The organism is Amphritea sp. 1_MG-2023 (assembly GCF_030547545.1).
In the GTDB taxonomy this organism is placed as follows: domain Bacteria; phylum Pseudomonadota; class Gammaproteobacteria; order Pseudomonadales; family Balneatricaceae; genus Amphritea.
This window is the reverse complement of record NZ_JAUOQE010000033.1, coordinates 24,195-45,554: the sequence shown is the minus strand read 5'-3', so window position 1 is coordinate 45,554 and position 21,360 is coordinate 24,195. Positions and strand designations below refer to the sequence as shown.

Annotated in this window: 20 protein-coding genes; 8 read left to right on the top strand and 12 right to left on the bottom strand. The window is 45.9% G+C overall.

Annotated features, from left to right (window positions below):
- Positions 1–209: 209 nt before the first annotated feature.
- The 4 genes from gmd to Q4488_RS15510 all read right to left on the bottom strand — a co-directional run bounded on the left by gmd (position 210) and on the right by Q4488_RS15510 (position 5,270).
- Positions 210–1,334, bottom strand: coding sequence for a GDP-mannose 4,6-dehydratase (gmd, locus tag Q4488_RS15525; protein ID WP_303581395.1), 1,125 nt, complete (start codon positions 1,332–1,334; stop codon positions 210–212).
- Positions 1,335–1,638: 304 nt separating this feature from the next.
- On the bottom strand, positions 1,639–2,979 hold the full coding sequence (gene argA, locus Q4488_RS15520) for an amino-acid N-acetyltransferase (protein ID WP_303581398.1): 1,341 nt from the start codon (positions 2,977–2,979) through the stop codon (positions 1,639–1,641).
- Positions 2,979–4,130: an acetylornithine deacetylase gene (gene argE, locus Q4488_RS15515; RefSeq protein ID WP_303581394.1), complete on the bottom strand. Its 1,152-nt coding sequence runs from the start codon at positions 4,128–4,130 to the stop codon at positions 2,979–2,981. Before argE ends, argA begins: the two co-directional genes overlap by 1 nt.
- Before the next feature lie 144 nt (positions 4,131–4,274).
- Complete coding sequence (locus Q4488_RS15510) at positions 4,275–5,270, bottom strand: branched-chain amino acid aminotransferase (RefSeq protein ID WP_303581393.1); 996 nt, start codon at positions 5,268–5,270, stop codon at positions 4,275–4,277.
- A 290-nt stretch (positions 5,271–5,560) separates the two neighbouring features.
- On the opposite strand from Q4488_RS15510, the gene rfaC reads away from it, so the two are divergent.
- Positions 5,561–6,550, top strand: coding sequence for a lipopolysaccharide heptosyltransferase RfaC (gene rfaC / locus Q4488_RS15505; protein WP_303581392.1), 990 nt, complete (start codon positions 5,561–5,563; stop codon positions 6,548–6,550).
- A gap of 4 nt (positions 6,551–6,554) precedes the next feature.
- Here the strand turns inward: rfaC and Q4488_RS15500 are convergent, their stop codons facing one another.
- The 3 genes from Q4488_RS15500 to Q4488_RS15490 form a co-directional block, all read right to left on the bottom strand.
- Entirely contained in the window at positions 6,555–7,391 is an 837-nt protein-coding gene (locus Q4488_RS15500) for a glycosyltransferase family 2 protein (protein WP_303581391.1), read from the bottom strand.
- A 97-nt stretch (positions 7,392–7,488) separates the two neighbouring features.
- Positions 7,489–8,496 (bottom strand): polysialyltransferase family glycosyltransferase, encoded by a 1,008-nt coding sequence (locus Q4488_RS15495; protein ID WP_303581390.1) that lies wholly within the window; start codon positions 8,494–8,496, stop codon positions 7,489–7,491.
- Positions 8,496–9,611 (bottom strand): hypothetical protein, encoded by a 1,116-nt coding sequence (locus Q4488_RS15490; protein ID WP_303581389.1) that lies wholly within the window; start codon positions 9,609–9,611, stop codon positions 8,496–8,498. The genes Q4488_RS15495 and Q4488_RS15490 overlap by 1 nt, the downstream gene beginning before the upstream one ends.
- Before the next feature lie 232 nt (positions 9,612–9,843).
- Between Q4488_RS15490 and Q4488_RS15485 the strand changes: the two genes are divergently transcribed.
- From Q4488_RS15485 to Q4488_RS15475, 3 genes are read left to right on the top strand one after another with little or no spacing between them, the layout of a single operon-like run.
- A complete protein-coding gene (locus Q4488_RS15485; RefSeq protein WP_303581388.1) occupies positions 9,844–10,893 on the top strand; it encodes a glycosyltransferase in 1,050 nt (349 codons plus the stop codon).
- A gap of 21 nt (positions 10,894–10,914) precedes the next feature.
- The gene (locus Q4488_RS15480; RefSeq protein WP_303581387.1) at positions 10,915–11,616 is read left to right on the top strand and encodes a sulfotransferase family 2 domain-containing protein; all 702 of its coding nucleotides are present in this window, start codon (positions 10,915–10,917) and stop codon (positions 11,614–11,616) included.
- Positions 11,573–12,358, top strand: a complete 786-nt coding sequence (locus tag Q4488_RS15475) for a hypothetical protein (protein WP_303581386.1) — start codon at positions 11,573–11,575, stop codon at positions 12,356–12,358. Before Q4488_RS15480 ends, Q4488_RS15475 begins: the two co-directional genes overlap by 44 nt.
- A 70-nt stretch (positions 12,359–12,428) precedes the next feature.
- Here Q4488_RS15475 and lpxL read toward each other — a convergent pair whose 3' ends face one another.
- The gene (gene lpxL, locus Q4488_RS15470) at positions 12,429–13,349 is read right to left on the bottom strand and encodes an LpxL/LpxP family Kdo(2)-lipid IV(A) lauroyl/palmitoleoyl acyltransferase (protein WP_303581385.1); all 921 of its coding nucleotides are present in this window, start codon (positions 13,347–13,349) and stop codon (positions 12,429–12,431) included.
- Between the two features lie 146 nt (positions 13,350–13,495).
- On the opposite strand from lpxL, the gene msbA reads away from it, so the two are divergent.
- Entirely contained in the window at positions 13,496–15,280 is a 1,785-nt protein-coding gene (gene msbA / locus Q4488_RS15465) for a lipid A export permease/ATP-binding protein MsbA (RefSeq protein WP_303581384.1), read from the top strand.
- Complete coding sequence (gene hldE, locus Q4488_RS15460; RefSeq protein ID WP_303581383.1) at positions 15,280–16,704, top strand: bifunctional D-glycero-beta-D-manno-heptose-7-phosphate kinase/D-glycero-beta-D-manno-heptose 1-phosphate adenylyltransferase HldE; 1,425 nt, start codon at positions 15,280–15,282, stop codon at positions 16,702–16,704. Before msbA ends, hldE begins: the two co-directional genes overlap by 1 nt.
- 73 nt (positions 16,705–16,777) lie before the next feature.
- Here the strand turns inward: hldE and Q4488_RS15455 are convergent, their stop codons facing one another.
- Complete coding sequence (locus tag Q4488_RS15455) at positions 16,778–17,584, bottom strand: aldo/keto reductase (protein ID WP_303581382.1); 807 nt, start codon at positions 17,582–17,584, stop codon at positions 16,778–16,780.
- Complete coding sequence (locus Q4488_RS15450) at positions 17,578–18,762, bottom strand: FAD-dependent oxidoreductase (RefSeq protein WP_303581381.1); 1,185 nt, start codon at positions 18,760–18,762, stop codon at positions 17,578–17,580. The genes Q4488_RS15455 and Q4488_RS15450 overlap by 7 nt, the downstream gene beginning before the upstream one ends.
- 98 nt (positions 18,763–18,860) lie before the next feature.
- On the opposite strand from Q4488_RS15450, the gene waaA reads away from it, so the two are divergent.
- A complete protein-coding gene (waaA, locus tag Q4488_RS15445; protein WP_303581380.1) occupies positions 18,861–20,141 on the top strand; it encodes a lipid IV(A) 3-deoxy-D-manno-octulosonic acid transferase in 1,281 nt (426 codons plus the stop codon).
- A 30-nt stretch (positions 20,142–20,171) separates the two neighbouring features.
- On the opposite strand, the gene Q4488_RS15440 is transcribed toward waaA, so the two are convergent.
- Entirely contained in the window at positions 20,172–20,750 is a 579-nt protein-coding gene (locus Q4488_RS15440; RefSeq protein ID WP_303581379.1) for an SIS domain-containing protein, read from the bottom strand.
- Between the two features lie 11 nt (positions 20,751–20,761).
- Entirely contained in the window at positions 20,762–21,079 is a 318-nt protein-coding gene (gene cyaY / locus Q4488_RS15435) for an iron donor protein CyaY (protein ID WP_303581378.1), read from the bottom strand.
- A gap of 77 nt (positions 21,080–21,156) precedes the next feature.
- On the opposite strand from cyaY, the gene Q4488_RS15430 reads away from it, so the two are divergent.
- Positions 21,157–21,321, top strand: a complete 165-nt coding sequence (locus tag Q4488_RS15430; protein ID WP_303581377.1) for a lipoprotein — start codon at positions 21,157–21,159, stop codon at positions 21,319–21,321.
- Positions 21,322–21,360 lie beyond the last annotated feature (39 nt).

Genomic DNA, 21,360 nt, shown 5'->3' with positions numbered 1-21,360 from the left:
GATAAGAAGCTCAAAACCATCCCTTAACCAAGCACTTCTCTGTGATTCTCTGTGCCCTCTGTGGTGAACAGTTCTTAAAAAATCAACCACCGAGAACACAGAGCACACCGAGTAAAAGATAAGAAGCTCAAAACCATCCCTTAACCAAGCACTTCTCTGTGATTCTCTGTGCCCTCTGTGGTGAACAGTTCTTATCTCGTAAACAGTTCTTAATGTTCTAACGAGACATTGACGGCATAACCATTTTTTTTCAACAAAGCATGTTGCTTAGCTTTATTCAGGTCGTTCTGCACCATCTCGGCACACATCTCTTCGACGGTAATCTCTGGAGTCCAGCCTAACTTTTCTTTCGCCTTAGACGGATCGCCCAATAGCGTTTCAACTTCAGCTGGGCGGAAATATTTAGGGTCTACACGTACAATCACATCCCCGACACTCACCGCTGCAGCATTTTCACCCTCAACAGCAACAACCTCAGCGTATTCTTTAATGCCCTCGCCTTTAAATTCGAGCGTAATACCCACTTCCGCCGCTGACATACGCACAAATTCACGTACAGAGATCTGTTTGCCAGTGGCTATAACGAAATCTTCTGCTGATTCTTGCTGCAGCATCATCCATTGCATACGCACGTAGTCCTTCGCATGGCCCCAATCACGCAGCGCATCCATATTGCCGAGGTACAGGCACTTTTCAACACCTTGAGCAATATTAGCAATAGCCCGTGTTATCTTGCGGGTAACGAAGGTTTCACCTCGACGTGGGGATTCGTGGTTAAATAGAATGCCGTTACAAGCATACATACCATAAGATTCACGATAGTTAACCGTAATCCAATAGGCGTACATTTTAGCTGCTGCATAAGGAGAGCGTGGATAAAAAGGTGTCGTCTCACGCTGTGGAATTTCTTGTACTTCACCGAACAGCTCGGACGTTGATGCCTGATAAAAACGCGTTTTCTTTTCTAAGCCTAAAAAGCGAATGGCTTCGAGCAATCGTAAGGTACCAATGGCATCGACATCGGCCGTATATTCCGGCGACTCAAACGATACCGCTACATGGGATTGCGCACCTAAGTTGTACACCTCATCGGGCTGAATCTGCTGAATAATACGAGTCAGGTTAGAGGTGTCGGTCAAGTCACCGTAGTGCAGATGGAAATTAACATTCGCCTCATGTGGGTCCTGATACAGATGATCAACACGTTCTGTATTAAAAGAGGAAGCTCGGCGTTTAATACCGTGGACTTCATAACCCTTTTCCAACAAAAGTTCGGCAAGATAAGAACCATCTTGGCCTGTGACGCCGGTGATCAATGCGATTTTTTTCGTCATATCAGAACCTTATAAAAAGTAGTTAGTGACCATATGCTCAATAGAGAAAGCATTGTAACCTGAAGTATTAGTCTGAGTAAGGATAGAACTCTCTTGAAAGCCATGAAAAATGGACGTTATACAGGATTAGAGCTACGAAAGAAGTAGCCCATAATCTGCCGAGTTAATCCGTTTCGGGGACAATAATGGTATTTCAAAGAAACCCTAAAGTATCGATCATGTGCTAGGTTTTGAGTCTTAGCACTGATCTTGAACACAGTAGCGATGTCTCATGTCGGGGCGTTGCAGCAGCGTAACACCGTTACTATAGCGGCTTTACAAATGCCTTGGAGTTACGCTGAAAGTTATACATCTCTTGTTTTCTATTCGGCAGTTGATTGATTGCCGTTGGCTCGAAGCCACGTTCAATAAACCAGTGCGCAGTGCGGGTTGTAAGTACAAATAGCTGCTTAAGTTGTTGCTCTCGTGCGGAGGTTTCAATCGCTTGCAGTAAGGCTTCGCCCCGTTCACCACCTCGGTATTCGGGAGAGATCGCAACGCAGGCGAGCTCGCCGGCCTGTTCCTCATGAAACGGATAGAGTGCTGCACACCCGACAATCGCACCATCGAGGGCAACCACGGTAAACTGATTGATTTCGGCTTCTAACAGTTCTCGCGAGCGGCGGACTAAAATTCCGGCCTCTTCCATCGGCCGGATAAGTTCTAAAATCCCCCCCACATCTTCAATTGTGGCAGGCCTAACTTGTTCGTAAGACTGTTCGATCACCATGGTGCCGATACCGTTACGACTAAACAGTTCTGACACCAAAGCACCGTCTTCACGGTAGCTAATGAGATGGCTACGGGCAACACCATGCCGAGAGGCTTTCACGGCGGCCTGTAGGTGACGACACAGTTCCGATGGCACTTGATCAGGGGCGCTATGTTTCGCCATATATTGACTCACCAAGCGCTCAGCGGTGTCGGCTAGCAGTTCTGACCGCAGCGCTTCGCTACTATCACGAACCCCGCCGTTTTCGCCAAATAGTATTAACTTATCGGCATCAAGACTGATGGCGACCTGAGTCGCTACATCTTCAACGGCCAGATTGAAAATCTCCCCGGTGGGTGAGTAGCCCAGATGTGACAGCAGGACGATATTATTCATGCTGAGCTGCTGCCGGATCGCTTCTTGATCAATCCGCCGAACTTCACCGGTATGGCAAAGGTCGACACCGTTATAGATGCCGAATGGCCGAGCGGTGACGAAATTACCGCTACAGACACGAATTTTCGCACCATGCATGGGGGAGTTAGCCAGCCCCATCGACAGTTTGGCTTCGATTTCGATACGCAAGCTGGCGGCGGATTCGATCACGCAGCGGAGGGTGTTGGTATCGGTAATACGTAAATGATGATGCACTCGATCGACTATATTTTGCTCTTCAAGGCGCGCTTCAATTTGAGGACGAGAGCCATGAATCAAAACTAACTTCACCCCAAGACTATTGAGCAGGGCAATATCGTGAATAATGTTGGCGAAATTGGCGTCAGCGAGCGCTTCTCCTCCTAGCATCAGGACAAAGGTTTTCCCCCTATGGGCATTGATATAGGGAGAGCTATGGCGAAACCAGTTTACGTAGGGAGTACTTTCTTTATTCACGATTAAAAACAGTACCTTGCAATCAGTTGCTCTAATACCGCTACTGTAGGCTTTATCTGATCAAAAGCCAAATATTCATCGGGCTGATGAGCCTGATCGATAGAGCCAGGGCCCATCACAATGGTATCCATTCCCAAGTCTTGCATAAAGGGGGCTTCTGTACCGAAGGCGACAGCTTCGGCCTGATGGCCGGTGAGTCGTTCTGCGGTTGTCACCAGCTCAGAATGCTTATCGTTGCTAAAGGGGCGTACTTCGGGAAACAGAGGTTCAGTGGTAATCTCGACGCCAAACTTATTTTCTAGAGGCTGTAAGCGCTGACCAATGGCTTCTCGGAGCACGTCTGCCGACATGCCTGGCAGTGGACGTAGGTCATACTCTAATTCGCAAGCGCCGCAGATACGGTTAGGGTTATCACCCCCATGAATACAACCTAAATTGAGCGTGGGCACCGAGACTTTAAAATCGCTGTTTTGATAGTTTTGCTGTAACTCTTGTCGAAACTGGATCAACTGCCCTAACACTGAATGCATCGCGTCAAGTGCGTTTGCTCCAAGGGCCGGATCGGATGAATGGCCAGCGGTACCTTTAATTTTGATCTGCTCCATCATAATGCCTTTATGCATATAAATGGGGCGTAAGCTGGTGGGTTCGCCTATGACCGCGTAACGGGCCTTAGGGCGACCCGCCTCAGCGAGTGCACGGGCGCCATTCATGGAACTTTCTTCATCGGCGGTCGCCAGAATGATCAGCGGCTGTTTGAATGTATTGTGTGCATATTTGCGGGCTGCTTCGATGGCGATGGGAAAGAAACCTTTCATATCGCAGGTGCCGAGGCCGTAGAAGCGGTTATTTTTCTCGGTCAGCTTAAAGGGATCGCTATGCCATCGTTCGGCATTAAAAGGCACGGTGTCGGTATGTCCCGATAGTACTAGCCCGCCAGAGCCACTGCCGAGCGTAGCAATCAGATTGGCTTTTTCTGGGGCACCGGGAATGGCCATGATCTCAGTTTTAAACCCTAGCGCTGAGAGCCACTGCTCGAGCTTCTCTATCACCTTGAGATTACTTTGATCCCAATGAGCCGCGGTACAGCTCACAGAGGGCGTAGCGATCAGTTCTGTCAGCATAGTCAGCAACTCAGGCGTGGCAGGGCGCATGGCAATATCCGTGTATTATATAATTATAAGGCTATTGTGCAGTGTTTGAGGGTAATATAAAAGGTGGTCAATATATTCGTCAGTTAAAAAGAAAACCCCGCAAGGAGCGGGGTTGGCGAGGTATCGATTTAATGTTCGATGCTTTTAAATACGTGTTAGCCAGCCATGTTTATCTTCTGCTTTACCCCACTGAATATCATTCAATGCTTGACGCAATTTGAGGGTGGTTTGACCAATCCCACCATTACCAACCGGATAGTCTTTGCCGTCATGAATCAGCGTGCCGACTGGCGTCAATACTGCCGCTGTGCCTGATAGTGCTGCTTCACAGCCTGGCTTCGCGGCTCTTTCCAGTAGCTCATCAACGCTGAGTTGACGTTCTTGAACGTCCATACCTAAATCTCGAGCTAGGGTGAGGATGGAATCACGGGTAACACCGTGTAAAAAACTCTCATCTAACGCTTTGGTAATCACGGTATTGCCGTCGATTAGTAGGAAGTTAGCCGCGCCGGTTTCCTGTACATCACCCTCGGGGCAGAATAGTACCTGATCCGCATTGAACGCTTGTTTAGCTTTCATGATCGGCCGTAGCGCACTGGCATAATTACCACCACTTTTAATCATTCCCATATGCGCGGCACAGCGAGCGCCGTTCTCTTCCAGCAGCAGGCGCAGGGTGGTGTCACCTCCGGCAAAGTAATCACCAACGGGGGATAATAAAATATACTGGAAAGAGGTGACGGATGGTGCTGCCGCTTTCCCGATGGCTGGCTCTGTACCGAAGTGCGTCGGGCGAATATACATCGAGCCAGGAGGCGCAGGCACTTCATCTTTATAGCGGCTGACAATGTCGATGATCATCTGGCCGGTAGCGGCTTTATCGATGGCTGGCAGTGCCAGCAACTCGCTACTCTGAGAAAAACGTTCGATATTGCGATCCATACGGAAAATATTGATCGATCCGTCTTCGTGTCGGAACGCCTTAAGGCCCTCAAAGCAGGTGCTGGAATAGTGTAGAACATGGGCACCGGGATGTAGCTGAATGCTGTCGCTACTGACGATCTCAGATGGGCTCCAGCGATTGCCATCAAACCTAGCGATTGCCATTTCCGGTATAAACACAGTTCCAAAAGCTGCCATTGGTTACCTCGAACATATAAAAAGTTGATGGGTCTGAGTGGATTGATCTGTTGCACGCAGCGCGATTCAGAGAATTTTCAGGCAAACAATTGTAATCAGCAATCGCTAAAAAGGGAATCGGCTAGCGGATAATAAAGTTGGCGAAACGATAGAAAAGTCGTTATTTATTGATCTCTAGGGGGCTGTTGTTATTGCGTGGTACAAAGCTGAAGGGTCGATAGGTGACGTGTTAGCGAGAAATGCTATACTGCGCCTTTATCTAATATCCTCTTTGGCCGACAGGAACCCCCTTGAAAGTTCTGATAGTAAAAACCTCATCCATGGGGGATGTTATTCATACACTGCCAGCGCTGACTGATGCGGTGAAGGCGATACCCGGTATCCGTTTTGACTGGGTAGTCGAAGAAGCGTTCGCTGAAATTCCGAGCTGGCACTTTGCTGTTGATAAGGTCATACCCGTTGCGATTCGTCGTTGGCGCAAAAATATCTGGCAGGCGCTACGCAGTGGCGAGTGGCGGCGTTATCGCGCGGCGTTGGCTGAAACCGATTATGATGTTGTCATTGATGCACAGGGACTGATAAAAAGCGCCTTGCTGGTGACTCGCTATAGTCGAGGCATACAGTGTGGTTATGATAAGCACTCCGCCAGAGAGCCATTAGCTGCCCGCTTTTATCAGCGTCAATACTATGTGGATGAACAGCAGCATGCAGTAGAGAGGACTCGTCAGCTGTTTGCTCAGGCGTTGGACTATGAGCTTGAAGGGCGGGGCGACTTCGCCATTCGCAAGCATTTTATTGACGATCAACAAGCGGCCTCGAATTATCTCGTATTTTTGCATAGCACGACTCGCTTTGATAAGCATTGGCCAGAGGTGTATTGGCGAGAACTCATCGCTAAGGCGGAAGCAGCCGGCTGGAACATTAAATTGCCCTGGGGCAGCCCTGAAGAAAAGGCGCGGGCTGAGAGACTGGCCAAAGGGCATCATGCGGTTGAGGTTTTGCCTAAATTAAATCTGGCGCAGGTGACCACGGTATTAGCCGGTGCAGCTGCCTGTGTGTCTGTAGATACTGGATTATCGCATATGGCCGCCGCACTGGATCGGCCTAACGTGATCCTGTTTGGTCCTACCGATCCAGGTCTTGTGGGTGGCTATGGCAAAGATCAGCTCTGTCTTGAGGCTTCTCAACAGAAGCCTAGCGAGCGTGAGGTAGAGCCTGCCGTGTTTGCTAACCTGACGCCGGATATCGTGTGGACTAAACTAATTAGGATTACAGATTGATCATCTAGCTATTTGTGATCGATAATTTTTTATGCTCTAGAACACCTAGCTTAAGCAAGGTATCGATCTCTTGTTGGTTAAGGATAAAGCGCTTAAACTCATCCTCAAGTGTTCCTTCATTGAGCATCCGAACCCAGCGTCTATAATGGTCTCCCATTTTGGCATTTGTTGTTTCTAACAGCCGTTTTCGGTTTTGTATATTACGTTCGAATTGTGCGTAGTTTCTGATGGGATAATGGTGTACAGAAATACCGGGCTCGTTTCGAGCATTCATCAGCTTCCAGACATGTTTAGCCCGGTGGTTGCCGCCTTTGAGTCGAATGAGACCATATGGGTTAACAATGGTTTTAGGGCTGATTTTAACTAATAGCATTGCGACGGCAGTTTCATTGATTTGAGCACTAGAATCATAAAGTATGGGGTTTTTTACTCGCAGTGATGCATGTGAATAATGATAACCCTTGCTTAAAACTGAGTAATCTAATGCCATATTATACCGACGAACAGTAACAACTGAGTCAGTATAATGAAGATAGTCTTGGAGTGATTCTGCTTCTTCAGCTTGCCAGAATTCGTCAGCATCATTACTGATGACTAAATCTGCTTTTAACTCGGTTCGGCAATACTCTGCCAGTTCAGTCATCCAGCGTGCTTGTTGATAGTTTTGGTCAGGCTGATCTATAACGTGCAGGTCAAATTCGGATTTCAAAACCTCAAGAATTTCTCGTGTTCCATCATCAGAGGCGTTATCCATAACGGCGAAACATTGAACGCCCTGCGCAGCATGGTAACGAATGTTATCTTCAATAATATCGGCTTCGTTCTTGACGAGTATCGTCATAGCTAACCGGATCGGACCTCGGTGTCTCAATCTATGGTGCCAATATTGAATGGGTTTTAGTATCACGGCTCTTCTCTGTAATTTAGATATAAAAGAACTATTTAGTGCTAACACCTATACCAGAAAGTAACTCTTTCCACCCGTCTGGAATAGTCGCTGAGGTGAGTGCTTCGACCTCTAAGTCAGGTCTAAGGCATTTTGCTGTTAATAAAGCTGTAGAAATATCGCCACAGAGTATACAGTTAGTTTTAAAGAGGGATAGCATTATCTCGATTGGTAGTTCAGCAGGCAACTCTATGAGCCCTTCTAGTTGCAAAGAGTGTTTTGCTGTGGATCTAGGGTGATGTTTGAACGCTACACATTGCCCTGATTTTGAAGTAATCCACGTATGTAACCGATTAATTTTTGTGCTATCAAGTACTGACTCATGAGGTAACAATAATAGAGCGTCAAGCTGCTGCAATGAATGTGCAAGCTCTGGATAGTTTTCTAGGCAGGCTTGAGATAGTTCTGTAAACTCTGATCTGGTGATATCCAAAGGGAGATGTTTGATATTTTTTCCTTTCAGTAGCGGGGTTACTTGCTTCGGAAAGGTAACGTGAGCGATACTTATCCAGTCTGATGCACCAATAGTTGGCGGCTGTTTCCACCATGTGCCATAGGATATTTTCTTTATAAAATTATCTATCAGTTTATCTTTGATCCAGTGAGTTTTACGACCTAAATAGGTATAAGTGCCATCATCTATATAATGCCCTATTGCTTTGCAATGGCAATGGGCCATTGCGTATTGAAATTCAATTCTTCGATCATTAGCCGTGTAAATGTTGCTCGGATTTATTAATGATATTAACTGATTTATTTTTTTTAGCTCTTGCTTTCTTTGCTTTTTTTTCGTTAACCCTTTGGACTTTTTAGAAACTATTTGAATTGAGTTGAATGGTGAATTTTTCCATGTAAGGAATGACTTAACAAATGGAGATGCGGATGGCGGTTGATCTATTAAACATATATATTTTGAATCGCGTGCTGGCAAGGAGAAAGCAACCATGCTTGCTGTAAGCATATTGAAAGGCGTAGATGCAAAAAAAAGATGGCTGCTCATTAGCTGATTTCCTGAATTCTTTTTATAACATTTTTTAGGTGTTCTGAGGAGCTATCTTGCCAACGGCCCGGTAATTGATATTCCTTAACTAGATACTCAAAGAAATTAGAAATGATTAGTGGGTCTGGATGCCATTTATAAGAATTTCTTATTGCGTTAATTAATTGTTTTTGTGTATTACAGGTAAGTGTTAGTCCATCTATATTATAGAAAGCCTGGCCTAAGGATATGACTGTTTTGTTTTGAAGTAATGATTCAATACCAACAGTTGAGTTGATGGTTATCACTGCTGTTGCATGATAGATAAGTTCAGCTGTAGTTAATTTATCATCATCTAATAATAATAATTTTTTAGATTTTTTTGAGCTTTCTATTGATTTTGAATAATTTTGAGAACATGCAGGATGAGTCTTAAAAATAAAAATAGGAGATTCTTTGTCAAGTTCAAGAGATGCTTTATTTATTATTTCAATAAAGTCATACATATCTTTAATCCAAGGTGAGAATCGTATTATTTGACTATCAGTATTAACTTGCAAGGGAATGAAAATATATTTTTCAGGAAGTTTTTGTTTTTTTAAAGTGCTTGGGTTGAATGTAATTAGCTCTTTGTAATTGAATTTTCCGTCGGAATATGTCTGGTAAAATGATTTTTCTCTTGGGACTGAGTTTAAATAGTTTATGCCATGAGGGTCAATTGTTGTATGTCCAGGTAATAGCCCGTTTTCCATATAAATACATTGGATTCCAAGGTTTTTGGCAGCGATAGATACAATTGATTGCCTATGTTTTAGACCGTTCCATAGAATAATTTTATTAATGTTTCTATTGGCTAACGCTTTATAGTAGCAAAGATATAGCCAATAGGACTCAGTGGATTTGAGCGCGTTAAAAAAAAACCAGAATGTAGTGTTTTTGAAGCGGTACTTGGAATGGTTTTTCTTCTCACTGATGAGGATATGTACTGCTGCATTGATACTTTTGAAGGGGATGGAGGTCAGTGCAGGGATAACGCATTCCTTGTAATTGATGACTCTACTACTATCAAGGTAGGTTGCTAGCTTGCTGAAGTAGTCTTTATGTATCCTTCGAGAGGCAAAGAACGCAGTAGTCATGGGCTATCCAGATTAGATTATTTTAACGCAGTAGGGTACAATGATACTATTTCATGCATACTAATAAAAGCTGCTTATGGTCACTAGTTATGCGGGCGATTTGAGAATGTTGTTGTTATTGCAGCGAAAATAAAAGAAGTAATTGAGACTATTTTTTATTATCTTTAATAACTCGTTTTTTACATGCTGTTGAAAATCTTATTCAAATAAAGAGAAGTTGGCTTTAATATTTATGAGAAAATACCGGATAGGCTTTTTGCTAGGGTCTTTAAATGGTGCTGGTGCCGAAAAGACAATAATTGTTATTGCTAAGCAGTTAGCTGTTCTAGGTCATAATGTTTATCTTTTACTATTAAAAAACACTGGCGATTATTTCCCTCCTGAAAATATCAAGCTGATTGAGGTTGAAGGGGAAGGGCGCCATGAAAAAAACAAATCATTGAGTGTGATTTGTGAAAAAACAAACTTCAATTTTTTTGTGACTAGTCGAGCTGAATATTATGATGCAATTAGTGCTGAAAAAATATTTGCGTCTGTGCATATAACGCCCACAGCTTGGATAGATCTTCCTAAATGGAGGTTTTTGAAAAGATGGATGCGAATTAAAAGGCTGAAGTCAAAATTCAAGGGTAAGAACTTAATTGCGCTTTCTTATGGAATTAAAAATGATTTAGTCTCTAACCTTGGTTGTGATGAAAGTAATATTGTGGTGTTAAATAATCCATTTGAATTAAGTGTTATGCGCAGTAAATCTATTGAACGCCAACATGGATATGATTTTGAATATATTGTTTATGTTGCATCATTTATTGAACGTAAACGACACGAAGATCTTATTAATGCATTTCACATGCTAAAAAATGACTCAATAAAACTAGTACTTGTTGGCAAAGGAGAATTGGAATCTAAAATTAAGGCGTTGGTAAGTGCAAGAGGTCTGACTGATAGAGTTGTTTTTCATGGTTGGGATGCTAACCCTTATTCTATCATTAAAAATGCAAGAGTGTCTGTTTTGGTCTCTTCTGCTGAAGGGTTACCGAGAACGCTCGTTGAATCTTTGGTATTAGGTGTGCCTATGGTTTCCACTGATTGTCCGTCAGGACCAAATGAGGTTTTAACTGGAAATTTAGCAAAGTTTTTGGTTCCGATTGGTGATACCGTAGCGCTTGCTAATGCTATTGACAGTGCATTAATAGAATATCCGGAAATAAAACCGGAAGTAGTCGAGCGGTTTGATGCTAAATTAGTTGCTAACAGATATATATCCCTATTTGAAAAATAGTTACTTGCAGAGATAAGATTCATGATTTCAAAAAAATATAGTTGTATTTTTATACATATTCCTAAAACAGCAGGTCAGAGTGTTGAACAACTGTTTATAGATGATGAAGGATTGACGAAAGATACTAAGTATCAGTTATTACTTGGTATTAATCCTGATCCAGAGAAAGGCCCTGAACGTATTTCTCACTTGAAAGCATGTGAATATAAGCAGCTTGGATATGTATCAGAAGCGGAATATGAAAATTTATTTAAATTTTCATTTGTCAGGAACCCTTGGGAGCGGATTGTCTCCGAGTATCGTTATAGGCATTTTTGGAAGCAGTTTAGCTTTCGGGACTTTGTTCTCAGTCACCTTCCAGAAGAGGACAGCTACTGTGATTACTCTCGGCATATTATACCTCAAAGTGATTATTTGTATGATGAATCTGGAAAGCTTATTGTGGACTATGTAGGGCGATTTGAAACTCTACAAGATGATTTTTATAAAATATGTCAAGCTATTGGTTTTGATAATAATGTAATACCCCATATAAATAAATCTGGTCTAAAAAAGTTTAGACATAAAATAAAGCGACAAATTGGATTGACTAAATCATTTCAAAAAGACTTTAAAGATTATCGTGCCTTCTTTGATGATGATACTGCGAGTATAGTTGAGAACATGTACCGGAAAGATATTGAAAACTTTGGGTATTGTTTTGATGGTTCAGCAAAAAAGTAGATCTTTAGTGGTTAATATGAAAAAAATTAAAGCAATTGTCTTAACTTATGATAAATATCGTAGTTTTACAGATCATATGATTCTTTGCTACGAAAAGTTATGGCCTCAGCATCCGTTTATATTTCAGGTGCCATATCAAGATATTGAACCTACAATTTTATCTGATAAAGTTGACTATATTAAGTGTCCTTCAGATATTAAAGGGACAGTGCTTACCTTGCTTAAAGATTTAGATGATGAAACGCTTGTCTATTGGTGTATTGATGATAAGTATCCTATTTATCTCAATGTTCATGAAATTGAGAAAATACATAGCGACGTATGCCAACAAGATAATGGTGGTATAGATGGTGTGCTTTTTTGTCGGTGTAGAGGTATGCTGGAAAGGAAAAATCTGGTTAAGAAAAGCTTTTTTAGTAGAAGGGAAGACGTATTAATAGAAAGGAAAAACTATCAGCAAATATGGCTCCACCAATATCTAAAAGTTAAAGTGATACGAAACCTTTTTAAGGCTTTTCCAGATAGTATCTCTACAGCGAAAGTTATGGATTCCTATAAAGATCAGTTAGAAAAACCAGCTGATCAGAGGATTTATGTGACACGGGATAATTTTGCTACATTTGGTGAAAGTACATCGCGTGGAGTTGTCACGGAAAATTGTTTTAATAGTATGAAAAATCATGGGGTTATTATTCCTGAGTGGGTTACTGAAACTACTAAGAGTGAAATCATTATGGGGTAGTTATTAGCTTAGCCTGTATGCTATTACCTAATAATGCAAAGGCTTTGAGTAAGTTGGCTTCAGTGAAGATTTAAATTCGATATTTATTCTTGATTTTTTTCGGCTGTGTCTTAAAGCGTTTATGAACCCACATATATTGAGAAGGGGCTTTTCTAATACCCGCTTCTATTGCCTGATTTATCAATGTAGCGTCAACCTCTTCGGAACCTGAGGGAAACCCTGTTACTTCACTACACTCCAAAATATAGCCTGAATTGTCAGGCTTTCGCCAGCAATCGAGTTTAATCAAGGGGGAGCCATTTAAACTATGCATTTTGGTGGTCGCTAACGTAGTGGCGGCAGGGTGACCAAAAAAAGGTGCAAACGTCGCATTTTTTCGCCCTAGGTCTTGATCGGGGGCATACCAGATACAGTGATTCTTGCGCATTGCGCGTAGCATTTGTCGCGTTTTTTGGCGTTCAACCGGAAAACTGAACCGCTGTCGTCCTTGGGTGAAAAACCATTCAAGCATCGGGTTATCATGTTGTCGATAAAGGGTACTGCAGGGTTTGCCGTGAAGGGAGAAAAGTAACCCGGCAAGATCCAAACAGGAGAAATGCCAGCCCATTAAAATCACACCATGACCTTTGTCTAGGGCTCGATCGAGCAGATCGAAGTTGTGAAACTCGGTTCGTTGACGAAAAAAACGTTCATCTTTCCAGTAGGCCCAACCGGTTTCAATCAGGCCTATGCCGTTATTTTCAAACACTTCTTTGATGCGTTGCTGTTGTTCTTGAGGCGATAATTCAGGAAAGCAGAGCTGAATATTAACGCGGGTGATATGACGGCGAGTTTTCATCAGACGGTAGAGCGCTCGACCAAGGTATTTTCCGATCGATAAGCCCCAGCGATAGGGAAGTGCACAGATTAAGCGTAGCAGGCCGATACTCAACCATATCAGCCAGTATTTAGGTGCAAGAAAATCTGACCAGCGTGCTTCTTTGTTGCCCACAATTCATCCAGATACTGTAAAATCAGGCAATTATAATGTTCGTGCTTACGGAACACTAGTATCAAGTCCGTTCGACTGTTAATGCGTTGAAGCTTGATGACTCGGATTTCGTGTGCCTTAGTGAATTGATAAGAGCGTTTTGATTTGTGAAAAAAGATAACAGTGTTCAGGTGTATCTACGCTTATTGCAGTATGTCAAAAAGTATTGGTCAGCATTTCTGCTCAGTGTGCTGGGTTTTGCGATTTATGCCGGTTCTCAGACGGCATCGGCTAAATGGCTGGAAGCCTTTGTCGATACCGTTGGCTCTGGGGAGTTTGATAATCGTGGCTGGCTGGCGCTCGCGGTGCTGGGGATTTTCTTTGTTCGAGGGCTGGGTACTTTTTTGGGTAACTATGGCCTGTCTTATGTCGCACGGTTTGTTGTCCATGACTTAAGAACCGATCTATTCAAACACTTGTTGCTCTTGCCCAGCAGCTACTTTCATAAGCATTCCAGTGGCGAGCTGTTAGCGAAGCTGACGTATAACGTTGAGCAGGTCACCGGGGCGGCAACTAATGCGCTCAAAGTGGCGATTCGTGAAGGCTTTACGGTGTTAGGTTTATTTGGCTATATGCTTTACCTCAACTGGAAGTTAACGCTGTTGTTTCTAGTGGTTGGGCCTGTGGTCGGGGCCGTCGTGGCGATTGCTGCCCGACGTATGCGCGGTATTAGTCGGCACGTACAGAAGAGTGTGGGGAATATTACTGCAGCGGCCTCAGAGGCGATTAAAGGTTATCAGGTGGTGCGTATTTTTGGTGCCACTGAGTTGGAAGTCGATCGATTTACCAAAGTCAGTCAGCAAAATCGTCGTCAGGTGATGAAAATGGTGGTGACTCAGTCGGTCACCACGCCCGTTGTACAGATGATGGTGGCCGGTGTGATTGCACTGATGACTTATCTGGCGATGCAGCCTGAGTTGATTAATGAAATGAGTACCGGTCAATTCATCGCCTTTATTTCTGCAGCAGCATTGATGGCCAAACCGGTGCGTTCATTAACTGAGATTGGCAGCATGATTCAGCAGGGTTTAGCCGCTTCGGAGAGTGTTTTTGAGGTGGTGGATACCGCCCCGGAACGCGATACTGGCACGCATGATCCTGAGCAGGTTAACGGTGCATTAGCCTTTAATAAGCTTGGTTTTAAGTATGAAGCCGATGGTAAGCAGATACTCGACAATATTACCGTGGCGATTAGGCCGGGTGAAACGGTTGCCTTGGTGGGGAAGTCGGGAAGCGGCAAGTCGACGTTAGCGGGGCTGTTGCCGCGTTTTTATGATGCGACTGAAGGCGAAATTTTACTCGATGGCTGCAATATTCAAGATTATACATTGACCAATCTGCGCCGTCAGATTGCCTTAGTCAATCAGCAAGTGGTGCTTTTCAATGGTACGATTGCTGAGAATATTGCTTACGGCGGTATGGCAAACTGTTCTCGCGAGATGATCGAAGCGGCGGCCGAGGCGGCTCATGTGACTGAGTTCGTGCAGCACCTTCCCGATGGGCTAGAGACGATGGTGGGTGAAAATGGTGTATTGCTCTCTGGTGGTCAGCGACAGCGTATTGCAATAGCGCGAGCGATTCTCAAAGATGCACCGATTCTGATTCTGGACGAAGCCACCTCGGCACTCGATACTGAATCTGAGCGACATATTCAAGATGCGCTTGAACATGTGATGCAAGGACGCACTACCTTGGTGATCGCTCACCGATTATCAACCATTGAGAACGCTGACCGCATTCTGGTGATGGAATCGGGTCGCATTGTTGAGCAGGGGTCACATACGCAGTTACTTCAGCATAATGGCATTTATGCTAACCTGCAGCGGCTGCAATTTTCTGAGGTTGCCGATGATACTGATATAGATCAACCTGCCGATCAGGATACTAAATAATGAAACTGGTAATGCCCCAATTAAATAAAGCTCAAGTGTTAGTGGTGGGTGATCTCATGTTGGATCGCTACTGGCATGGGCCTACTTCTCGCATCTCACCGGAAGCGCCGGTGCCGGTGGTTAAAGTCGATCAAAAAGAGGATCGTCCCGGTGGCGCGGCCAATGTGGCGTTGAATATTACGGCCTTGGGTGGGGGTGTTTCTTTAGTCGGTATTGTTGGTAAAGATGAAGCCGGAGAGGCGTTACAGCAGCAGCTCGTATCGGCTCGGGTGAATTGTGAGTTTTGTCACAGCAGCCGCGAACCGACGATCACCAAGTTGCGCGTATTGAGCCGTCATCAACAGCTGATTCGGTTAGATTTTGAAGAGCGTTTCAGTGCCGAGCATAGCGATGATGTGCAGCAACAGGTTGAGGCGTTGTTAGGTAACGTACGGGCATTGATCTTATCGGATTATGATAAAGGCACCCTGAGTGATCCTCAACGTTTGATTCATGCGGCACGCAAGGCCAAGGTGCCGGTACTGATCGACCCTAAAGGTACAGATTTCGAACGCTACCGTGGCGCAACATTACTCACACCCAATATGGGTGAGTTTGAAGCGGTGGTCGGCCGGTGTGAATCGGAGCAAGCCTTGGTCGAAAAAGCGAAACGCTTGGTGCTGCAGCTCGAGCTTGACGCGTTACTCGTCACGCGCAGTGAGCAGGGGATGACACTGATTAAGCCGGGCCAAAATGAGGTGCACTTTCCTGCCCGCGCCCGCGAAGTGTTTGATGTGACTGGCGCGGGGGATACGGTGATCTCTACTCTCGCCACGGCTCTGGCCGCTGGGGAAAGCTTGGAAGTGGCGACGGGGCTGGCCAATATTGCTGCGGGTATTGTGGTGGGTAAGCTGGGCACGGCCGCGATTAGTGGCCCAGAGCTACGTCGGGCGGTGAATCAAGCGCAAGGTTCTGAACGGGGCGTGGTGAGTGATGAGCAGTTATTAGTGGCGTTAGCCGATGCCCGTGCGGCGGGTGAAAAAATTGTCTTTACTAACGGTTGCTTTGATATCTTGCACGCCGGTCATGTGGGCTATCTGGAGCAAGCTCGGGCTCAAGGGGATCGCTTGGTCTTGGCGATTAATGATGATGAGTCGGTGCGACGACTGAAGGGCGAAGGTCGACCGATTAATCCAGTCGAACGCCGCAAAGCTGTATTAGCGGGGCTTGAGGCCGTGGATTGGGTGGTTAGCTATGCTGAGGATACGCCAGAGCGCTTGTTGGCACAGGTTCGTCCTGAAGTGTTGGTGAAAGGCGGTGATTATGGTCTCGATGGTGTCGTCGGGGGGGAATTTGTGCGTAGCTATGGCGGCGAGGTGAAAGTGTTGTCGTTCCTCGATAATTGCTCCACTACCGCCATTGTTGAGAAGATTCAGGGTAGCTAACGCAACTTCTTAACGTAACTTTTAACGCAACTTAATAAGACAACCTTAAAGCGCCGCCCTGTCGGTGGTTTGCTTAAGTGGTGTGGCGGGCTAGGCAGTCGGCCACAGTCGTCACATTAGCGCGCAGATGATCGGGATTAATGGTGCCGATAATGGCACTGCTAACGCCGGGATGCCCCAGCACTAAATCAAAACTGGCGCGTACGGGGTCGGTGGTGTGTGCCTGAGGAATATGTCCCGAGGACAGCGCCTTTTTGATAAAAATACCTTTCTGCTGGGCGAGAGCATAGTCGATCACCGGTAATTCATGTTGATCATTCAGGTTGTAAGTGATCATGGCGATATCCGCGTGCTTGAGTGTTTCGATACCGCCTTCGATGGTCTTAGTCGACATTCCCCCTGCACGAATTTTACCTTCGGCTTTGAGTAACGCGAGCTGCTGTAGGACGCCGTCCTGATGGATCCGCTGCAGATCGTTACCGTCAGAATGTACTAAGAGGATATCGATCACATCGGTGTTGAGCCGTTTTAAGCTGCGCTCAACGCTGAAACGGATATGTTCCGGACTGAAGTTAAAGTGTGATAGCCCTGTTTGCGGATCAAATTCTTCCCCTACCTTGCTACAGATTAGCCAATCATTGCGTTGATTGGTTAATAGCTGGCCCAGTCGTATCTCGCTGTTACCATAGGCGGGTGCGGTATCGAGTAGGTTAATGCCGAGCGCTTTACTGATATCCAGTAGATAACGTGCAGCGGTATCATCCGGAATGGTGAACTGATCGGGATACTTTACGCCTTTATCGCGTCCAAGCTTTACCGTGCCAAGCCCAATAGGGCTGACCTGTAAATCGGTACCGGCAATCGTGCGAGGGGTTAGCAAAATAGAGTCTCCCAGACGGGTTGAGCAATATCGGGACGGGGCAGGTGATCAATGATGGTCGTATCGGCGCGGTATTGCGGGCTAATCGCTTGATGCTGCAGCAGGGTGAGAATTTGATCGGCTAAATCTGGCGCTAATGCCAGTTTGGTTGGCCAACTGATAATGCTATTTTGTTGCGCCTGGGCAAAGGCTGAGTCAGGCCGAGTGAGCGATGATTGTTTGGGTTCCGCGCGATTAATATGCAAACTCGCCCAGCGAGGATTCTTCAAATTAATCCATGGCAGTAGTTCTGCGATCAGCTTTTGGGCTTTTTCAATCTGTTGTTGTGGCGTTAAGTTGACCCCAGTTTCAGCCAGATTACCACCGAGATACCATACCTGTTCGCCATCAATGGTGGGGTGTGTGGTGATAGTGACCACTGGCTTACTGCCGCTACTGATGCAGTGAGCAAAGGTCGGTAATACACTAGCGTGTCGCACCATGACCATATGCAGAGGCCGACGCTGCATCTGTGGCTGCTCAATATTTAGCTGCTGCAACAGTGCTTCAGTCCCTTCACCGGCCGTGGTGATATAGCGTTGCGCTTCGATGTGCACTTGCGGCAGTTGTATCGCTGCGATCGAGCCTTGAGTGGCACAGACTCGAACGTCATCGGCGGTGACTTTAACGATACGCTGTAAGACTGGTTTCGTCAGTGCTTCGATGACCGATGGCACATCGAGCACAATTTCATTCAGCTTGTAAAGGTTGCCACGAAACTGTGGGTCGTTGAATACCTGAGGTCGCTCCTCAGCGCTGATGGCTTCTACTCGGCCTTTTAGGGCTTTGCTGGCAAAAAAACTGGTCATTTTTGCCCCAAGGGAGGCTTTCGACCACATGTAGTGGGCTTCTGAGAGTATCCGTGCGGCACTGAGATCCAACTCTCCTCGGCCCTGCAAACAGGCACGCCAGCGAGATGGCATATCGGCTATACTGCTGGAGGCTTGAGTCAGCACGCCATTTAGAGCATATTTGGTGCCACCATGGATGATGCCTTGCGAACGCACTGACTGAGCACCGCCGAGATCACCCGTTTCTAACAAGAGCGCATCAAAACCCTGTTGTTGCGCGCGATTGAGCAACCATAGGCCAGCGATACCGCCCCCCAGAATCACCAGATCTGTCTTTATCGTTTGCATGTATTATTCCGCCGATTAACAGTGACTATTATACCTTCGGTATCATAGTCTGATAATGGTAAACTGATTTTTTCTGTCCGGAATACGCTTACCTTCATATGGCCCGATTTCTTTATTCGTTGTTATTTTACTGCCTAACACCGCTTATTTTGTTGAAACTATGGCGACGTGGGCGTCAGAGTCCAGAATATCGTCAGCGTTGGCGAGAACGGTTTGGCTTTGTGCCCCGTTTAGCCGGTGAACGGCCTATCTGGATTCATGCGGTTTCGTTTGGTGAAACCATGGCGATTATTCCGTTAGTCGAAAAACTATTGACGGAGCAGCCATCGATACCGGTGTTCATCACCAGTATGACGCCGACCGGTAGTGCGCGGGTGCAGCACCATTTTGGCGATCGTGTTGGTCATGCCTACTGTCCCTATGATCTTCCTGATGCCTTGAGCCGCTTTCATCGACGCATTCAACCGCGAAGCTGCGTCATTGTCGAAACGGAACTGTGGCCTAACCTTATCCACAGCTGTGCTAAACGCGGAGTGCCGATCTTGGTAACCAATGCTCGCTTATCTGCTCGCTCGGCACGTGGCTATCAGCGGTTTCAATGGCTTATCAAACCGATGCTGCAAGAGATCACCACGATTGCGGTGCAAAATCAGACCGATGCGGAGCGTTTTGCCGCTTTAGGCTTGTCTGTGGATAAGTTGCAGGTAACCGGCAGTATTAAATTTGATATCGCTGCGCCGCAAAACAGCGTTAGTGAAGCCGCGCATTTACGCGCTGCTTGGGGGGCGGAGCGTCCGGTGATTATTGCGGCGAGCACCCATGATGATGAAGAAGCGCAACTGCTTGAGGTATTTGCTAATCTACAGTCGCGCTATCATAACTTACTATTGATTTTAGTGCCGCGTCATCCCGAGCGTTTCACTACCATCTACGATCAGAGTCTCTGTGCGGGATTTGAGACCTGCCGTCGTAGTCAAGCGTCAGCGCCAACCCCAGAGTGTGAGGTTTATCTGGGCGATACGATGGGCGACCTAATGACGCTCTACAGTACGGCGGATATGGCTTTTGTCGGTGGCAGTTTAATTGAGAGGGGCGGCCATAACCCACTCGAGCCGGCGGTTTTGGCTAAGCCGGTGTTAATGGGACCTTATGTGTATAACTTTCAGCACATTGTCGAGACGATGACACAAGAGCTGGCGCTACAAGTGGTGAGTGATGCTGCCGAGTTACAGTCAGCTATGGCTGAACTGTTGGCGCATCCGGCACAGGCGCAAGCGATGGGGATGCGAGGCAGCAACTATATTGCCGCGAATCGTGGCGCGTTGGAGCAACAGTTGGCGTTGCTGAAACAGCAGGCAGGCATTGATTCACCTGCATAACATACTTGCCTGCTTTACTCGCGATTGAGCTTAGGAGGATGTCTCCTCGGCAGTACTGAATTGTCGATCCATCGCTTCACACAACCAGTGTCCAATAAAGAGATGCGCTTCCTGAATTCTCGCGGTTTCAGTGCTTGGCGCCTTAATGAGATGATCGGCAATACTGTTCAGTTTGCCGCCATTTTCGCCGGTCCATGCCCAGCAAACGGCGCCGATAGTTTGAGCCGCTTCGATGGCATGAATAACATTGGCACTGTTACCCGAGGTGGATAGCCCGATCACCAGATCACGAGGCTGACAAAGCGCTTCGATTTGACGGGTAAACACAGAATCAAAGCTATAGTCGTTTGAATGCGCGGTTAGAATCGAGGTATCGACGGTCAGTGCGATCGCCGGTAGTGCCCGTCGTTCAGCTTTATAACGGACCACAAATTCCGCGGCTAAATGCTGACTATCCGCGGCACTGCCACCATTGCCCATCAACAGAAGTTTACCGCCGGCAGCGAAGGTAGTCGCAATTTGAGCCGCGAGGGTGTCTACATCGGCTTGGATTTCCGGTAGCCGCTTAAACGTTTGCAGATGACGCTGCAGCGCGTTTTCAAATGACATGGTATGGATCCTTACAGGTCGAAGCTGAATGACTCGCCAGCTTGCTCGGCTAAAATGGCGCTCAGCACATCATTTAACAACGCGCCATCGCTATCACGCACCCAGGTATCACCGTTAAAATCAAAGTGAAATCCACCGCTACGCGCCGCCAGCCAGAGTTGTTTCACCGGTGTTTGACGGGTAAAGATCACTTGGGATTTGTTTTCACAGATGATTGTGAGTACGCCGCCGTTATTCATGAAATCGATGTCGGTTTCTGCGGTATCTAAAATTTCTTCTATCTGTTCGAGGGTGTCGTCAACTTTCTGGCTAAATTCAGATTCGTTCATGCTGGTCACAGTCGGTTACTCGGTGGCAAAAATTATTATTAGGGCAGAGTATATAGCAGTTCGTGCTGGTACTCATCATGGCAACAGCCCTGTATAATCGAACGATTAATTTAATGTCAGGGATAAACGTTGTGAAAGCCTGTTGGATAGCCATTTTTTTTAGTGCCTTGTTAATCGGTGGTTGTGGTCAGAAAGGTGAACTTTATCTGCCCGATCAAGCGCCTAAACAGACGCAACAGTAACCACATAGCATACCGGCCATCTTTGTTACGACTGAGGTT